5 protein-coding genes are annotated in these 6,000 nt (G+C 71.4%); all 5 read left to right on the plus strand.

Going from position 1 to position 6,000, the window contains the following annotated elements:
* Window positions 1-242 precede the first annotated feature (242 nt).
* On the plus strand, window positions 243-800 hold the full coding sequence (locus tag BLW63_RS10415; RefSeq protein WP_091155040.1) for a hypothetical protein: 558 nt from the start codon (window positions 243-245) through the stop codon (window positions 798-800).
* Window positions 801-1,403: 603 nt separating this feature from the next.
* Window positions 1,404-2,033, plus strand: coding sequence for a hypothetical protein (locus tag BLW63_RS10425; protein WP_139263518.1), 630 nt, complete (start codon window positions 1,404-1,406; stop codon window positions 2,031-2,033).
* A gap of 13 nt (window positions 2,034-2,046) precedes the next feature.
* Window positions 2,047-2,901, plus strand: coding sequence for a hypothetical protein (locus BLW63_RS10430; RefSeq protein WP_091155051.1), 855 nt, complete (start codon window positions 2,047-2,049; stop codon window positions 2,899-2,901).
* 10 nt (window positions 2,902-2,911) lie between these two features.
* The gene (locus BLW63_RS10435) at window positions 2,912-3,712 is read left to right on the plus strand and encodes a hypothetical protein (protein ID WP_091155055.1); all 801 of its coding nucleotides are present in this window, start codon (window positions 2,912-2,914) and stop codon (window positions 3,710-3,712) included.
* A gap of 425 nt (window positions 3,713-4,137) precedes the next feature.
* Window positions 4,138-6,000, plus strand: a 1,863-nt coding sequence (locus tag BLW63_RS26775) for a DUF6777 domain-containing protein (protein WP_342028704.1), incomplete at its 3' end; no start/stop codon positions are given.

The following is a 6,000-nucleotide window of genomic DNA, read 5'->3' on the forward strand; positions in this document are numbered from 1 at the left end:
CCGCGCGCTCGCACTCCTCTTCGCAGAGCAGCACACCCCCCGGGGGAATGGGGCCGCAGTTCGGGTCACCGTCGGGCGGCCAGACGCCCGGCGCAACCACCCCGCCACCTCGCAGCGCGGCGCCTCCCTCCACGGCAGGCGGGTACACGGCTGCCTCGGTCGCCACCTCGGGGGCGGGTGGTGGCAGCCCGGGGCGACCGCCGTCCCCTGCGACCGCGTCGCCGTCCCTCGCGGAGGGCGTGATGGCCCGTGCCAAGGCGGACGACCCGCGGGCGTTGGAGATCCTCTTCGCGCAGTTCGTCCCGCCCCAGGAGCAGATCGTCGAGACGCGCTACATGGGCGTCATGGGTATGTGGGGGATCGGTACCCACAGCTTCGCCGCGGTCACGACCGAGCGCGTCGCATCGCTGAGGATCGGGCTCTTCGGTGCCGTGACCTACCAGGACGGCTCACTGGAGTACGTCAACAGTTCTGTGATCTTCCAGCCGTCGCGGCTGAAGCTGTACCTGCCTGCCACGGTGTGGATCCTGGTCACCTTCGCCGCCGCGCTCACCTACACGATCGGACTGGGCGGGTCGCTGCTCGTCCCCTTGCTGGTCCTCCCGATCGCGTTGCTCCTCGTGCCGCTCGTGGTGAGGCTGACCTACCGGTTCGTGAAGAGCGGCCTGGCCATCTGGATCCGGGAAGGGCTGCTCGTGTCGGTCTTCATCGACCGCAGGCGCATCACCCTCGCCAACCGCCTGTACCGCCTCTGCAGCGAGCTGAGAGATGAGCGCATCCGCGAGATCGGCCACCCGTGACGGTGGCCGGGCACTCGCCCGGGCTGTGACGAACCCCTACCTGGTGCCGCTGTATGCCCTGGTCCTGGCCTTCCTGCTCGGCGCGGGCACCAGCTCGCTGGTTGACCGGCCCCCGAGGCTGGCGGTGACCGGGCCGTCCCCGGGTGCGGCGCCGACCTCCGCAGCCACGCCGCCGTCGTTCACGGCGGCCACTGACGGCAGACCCACCTTCTCGGTCACGGCGACGGACCCGGCCGTGAGGGATCACGTCCTCTGGACGGTACTGGCGACGGTCGCGGAGGACCCGCGCACGTTCGCGCCGGTGCGCCCGCCAGCGTCCCTCTCGCCGGCCCCCGTGCAGTCGGTCGACGAGCCGCTCGTCGACCGGTTGCTCTGCATCACCGTCCCGGACGGGTGGGAGGTGGCGGTCCCCCCGGGCGCGCCGGATCTGGTGGCTGCCGCCACGGGAGTGGCTGCCGAACGAACAGCCTGCCAAGGCGGTTGGTCCGATCCCCGTGCAGTGCCGGCGACGTTGACCTTCCTCACGGGGAGGAGCCGATGACCTCTTCTCCGGGCCGTCCGCTGGCCACTGTCGCACTGCCCGCTGCCACCGTCGTCGCGACCGTGGTCGGCGGAGCCGCAGGTGTCACCGTCGGCCACCCGGAGTGGCTGCCCACGGCGCCGATCCTGCTCGGTGGACTGGGGCTCATCGCGCTGGCGGGCATCATCCTGGTCCACGCGGAACTGGTGCACCAATCCGCGGCCGTGGTCCACGGGCGCTCGGTGGACGGCGACGAGCAGCAGATGGGCCGCTCCGCTCCTGCATATTCGGCAGAGGAGCCGCCGGCCAGCCGACACCCGGCCGCCGAGCACCCGGCTGCGAGTCCCCTCGACGCGGAGCCTCGTGCGCCGAACGGCGAGCAGGCGCAACTGGCGCTCCCGGTTCCCAGCGGCCAGTGGTGGGGCCGGGGCAACCCCTCCGCGCACGCACCCGGCGCCGCTCCGGCCTCCGGGCACGCCCCGCCGCCGGATCTGGAGACATACCTGCAGTCGTCGATCATCGCGCAGTGCCCGCGCTGCGGAAGCTTCCAGCTCGACGCGGAGGCCGTTCCGCCCGGATACGGATTCGAGTGCCGGACCTGCGGGCTCGGCTGGCACTGGCACCCGGATCAGCCGTGGCCGGCAGTGCGCGTGAACCCTCGTCTATCCCCGACCGGGGCGCGGACCGAAGCACCCGGCGTCGCCGGAAGATGACCGGAGGACTCCGATGTACGACCAGACGTTCTCGCGTCAGAACCCGGGCTGCATCGTCGTGCTGCTCGACCGGTCCGAGTCAATGGGGGCGCAGTGGCGGAACTCGGGCATGACGCTCGCCGATGGTGCGGCCAGGGCGATCAACCGCCTGCTGCTCGACCTGTGCATCAAGTCCACCAAGGAGGTCGGCGGGGCGGTTCGTGACTACTTCCACGTTCTCGTGCTCGGTTACGGGGCATCGCCGGTGGCCGGCGGGGAGGGGGTCGAGTCCGCGTTCGGCGGCAGGCTGACCGGCCGAGGCATCATCCCGCTGTCCGATCTCGCGAGCGCGCCGCTGGCGATCCTCGAGGAGCCGTCGGTGGACGCCATGGCCGCGGTCACCAGAGTGCCGATCTGGGTGGAGCCGGTGTTCGGCTACCGGACTCCGATGTGCGAGGCGATCGCGGTCGCCGGGGCGCACGTCTTCGAGTGGGTCGAGGCCCACCCGGACTCGTTCCCACCCATCGTCATCAACATTACCGACGGCCTGGTCACCGACAGCCCCTACGACGGAGCTGACCTCACCGAGTGGGCCAAGCGGCTGACCACGGTCGAGACGGTCGACGGACCCACCCTGCTGTTTAACGTGTTCCTGTCCTCCGAGGGGGACCCGGCCTTCTTCCCGACGAGCGGGCACGCCTTCCCCGAGCCGGGGCCGCAACTGTTCGACATGAGCAGCGTCCTGCCGGCGCCAATGGTGCGTCACGCCCAGGCAGCCGGAGTCCCGGTTCAGCCGGGTGCCCGGGCGATGTGCTTCAACGCCGACCTGGAGGCACTGGTGAAGTTCCTCGAGATCGGGACCCGTGTCGCCGAGATCCCGGGACGCTGAGGGTCGACCCATGCTCCGCGCCCGGATGGTGACTTATTGGGTGGAGAAGGACGGCAGCGCTCCCCATGAGTGGGAGGACGGCGCCGCGGGGGACCCCGGCGACGAACGGTCCGGCCGCAACCCCCGATTCGTGGTCGCCGACGGTGCCACCGAGGCCTACGACTCCATCCGGTGGGTCGAGCATCTCGTCACCTCGTTCATCGACCACGACGGGGCCGCTCCGGAGCTGGTCCCCGCATCGATGCTGCGCTGGTTCGCGACCGTGCAGCAGGCCTGGGTCGCGGCCGCCCCGCCCGCGTTTGCCAGCATCTTCGAGGAACGCAAGTTCGCTCAGGGGTCGTTCGCCACCCTGCTCGGCTGCGAGCTGGAGGACCTCGACGGGCCCGCCCCCTCGTGGAGGGCCGTCGCGCTCGGCGATGTCGTCCTCTTCCACGTCCGACAGCGCCGCCTTCTTGTCCAGTTCCCGCCGCTCGGCGCCGGTGACTTCGGGCTCGATCCCGATGGTGTCCACACCGGGGCGGCCGCCCTCCCGGTGATGATGGAGCGGATCAGGTTCGCCGAGTACGGGCTCCAGGCGGGCGACCACCTGTTCCTGGTCACGGACGCGCTCGCCGAGTGGATCGTCCGCGCCCGGGAACACCAGGGGGACGACCGCGTCTGGGGCTTCCTGTCCAGCGTCTGGCACCCCGACACCTTCGCCCGGTTCATCGCCGACAGCAGGGCTGCCCGCTGCATGAGGAACGACGACGTGACCCTGATGAGGGTGCTCGTCTCCGAGTCCGCCCCGGATCGCACGGTGGTGTGCCTGTGATGGACTACCCCAGCGCCGACGACTACGTGAGGGCCGTCCAGCGCCCCGCGTACGCCTTCGCCGACGAGGACCTGCGGGACGCCCGGTTCTACGTGCACCCGCTACTCGGCGTGCCGATGCCCGCATCGGGGAGCACTGCGGTCGTCTTCAAGGCCCAGGTGTCCGGCGAGGACCAGGCGTTGCGCTTCTTCATCCGGGAGGACGCATCGACCAGGGAGCGGTACACGGCGCTCGGGCGGCACCTCCAGAACGCCGGACTCGGCCCCGACGTCGCGACGGCGCAGTGGCTGGACCGGGCGATCCGGATCGGGGAGCAGTGGTACCCGACGATCCGGATGCAGTGGGTGGAGGGCCGCACCCTCGACCGGTACGCCGACCACCTCGTGCAGACAGGGAACCTCGGGGCCATCGCAGCGCTCGCCGCGTTGTGGCGCGACCTCATCGGGCGGATGCAGACGGCTTGGTTCGCGCACGGCGACCTCCAGCACGGCAACGTTCTCGTCGACGAGCGCGGGACCCTGCGGCTGGTCGACTTCGACTGCGCCTGGATCCCCTCGTTCGAGGGCAAGAAGCCGCCCCAGGAGAGTGGTCACCGCAACTACCAGCGGACACGAGATCAGTGGGGACCATGGATGGACACGTTCCCCGCCCTGGTCATCTACCTGTCGCTTCTCGCGCTGTCGCGTAGCCCACGGCCCTGGGAGCTCTACAACGAGGACAACCTGATCTTCAGCCGGGAGGACTTCGCCGCCCCGTTCGACACCGCCGCCTGGAGGCAGCTCGCCGCGCTCGAGGACCCCGAGGTGGACCGGGTCGCGGAACGGCTGCGCGCCTGCTGTGACCCTGCCTGGAGATCCGAGACGGATCTCGAGGCCGTCCTGGCTGGCCGCCGGCGGATCGTGGTCGCCGAGCATGACTGGGTGGCGAAGGCCGAGGCGCGGCGCGCCCAGCGCAACGGCTCACCGTCGGCTCCACCTGGCGCCGAGCCAGTGAGCACCCGCCCGTCCCCCGGCGTGCTGCCACCCCCTCCACCGAAGGATGTGCCATACGCCGCCCAGCCCCGCCCCGCGAACGCCACCGAGCCCGATCCGTCGGTCCCGGCCGCTCGCGAGGCTGAGCCTGCAGCGGTACCGCTCCTCGACTCCGGTGGGCAGCCAGGAGACCGCACTGGACGTGGTGCTCGCGGTGCCAGGACCTGGCGCGAGGCTCCACCGCCACGCCGGCTCGTGAGCACCGGGGGAGCGCTCGGCCTGCTGGTCGGCGCGGTCGTCCTCGTGTTCGCTCTGACGGCCGTGGTGACGGCCGTGTTCCTCATCGGCTCGTCCGGCACCACCGTTGTCCGGGCCGAGCCTGCTCCCTCACCCGGTCCAGATCCCTTCACGCCGCCTTCCGGCAGCACAGACCCAGGGCAGCTCCCGGTGCAGCCGTCACACGGAACCGTGACCGGGGACACCCCCGGTATCTACGGCGGTACCGGGAACAACGTCTGCGATCCCGTGGCGATGGCGACGTACCTGGAGACCCACCCCGGGCCGGGGCGCGCCTGGGCGGACGCCCAGGGGATTCAGCCCAACGACATCCGTTCCTACCTCGGAAGGCTCACGCCCGTGACCCTCCGCACTGACACGGCCGTCACCAACCACGACTATCGGGGCGGCCGTGCCGTTCCCGTCCAGTCGATCCTGCAGGCCGGAACGGCGGTACTCATCGACGAGCGGGGGGCACCGCAAGTGAGGTGCGCCTGCGGCAACCCCTTGGGACCGCCGGATGGCCAGCCCGCATCCAGCTACGAGGCGGAGTCGGCACCGTGGCCGGGTTTCTCGCCCGAGCGGGTGACGGTGATCGAACCGGCACCGGCGCCCGTGGTGGAGTTCGTCCTCGTGGTGCAGGACGGCAACCAGGTCCCGGACGACGACGCAGTGGTCGTCCGGCCCCGGGCGACGATGGGCGAGCAGGACCATCCCGCCCCACCGGCTCAGGCGGCGGCGGCCCGGGAGCAGTCGGTCGACCGGACGTCCGGTCCGTCGGCCCCCTCGGCGGGGGAATCGACCACCGGGACAACGGCCCCGGTCACGACCGCCCCAGGTCACCCGACCGGCACGGGCCCTGCCTCCGGTAGCACTCAGAGTGCCCCTCCCTCGGCGCAGACCCCGGGATCGTCGGTCACCACCCCGCCCGGTCCCTCCTCGACCACAACGACGCCGCCGCCGACCACCCGGGCGCCGGAGACGCCGGAGACCACCCAGGCGCCGGAGACGCCGACCACCCGGGCGCCGGAGACGCCGACC

The sequence above is a fragment of the Geodermatophilus africanus genome (assembly GCF_900107105.1).
Classification (GTDB): domain Bacteria; phylum Actinomycetota; class Actinomycetes; order Mycobacteriales; family Geodermatophilaceae; genus Geodermatophilus; species Geodermatophilus africanus.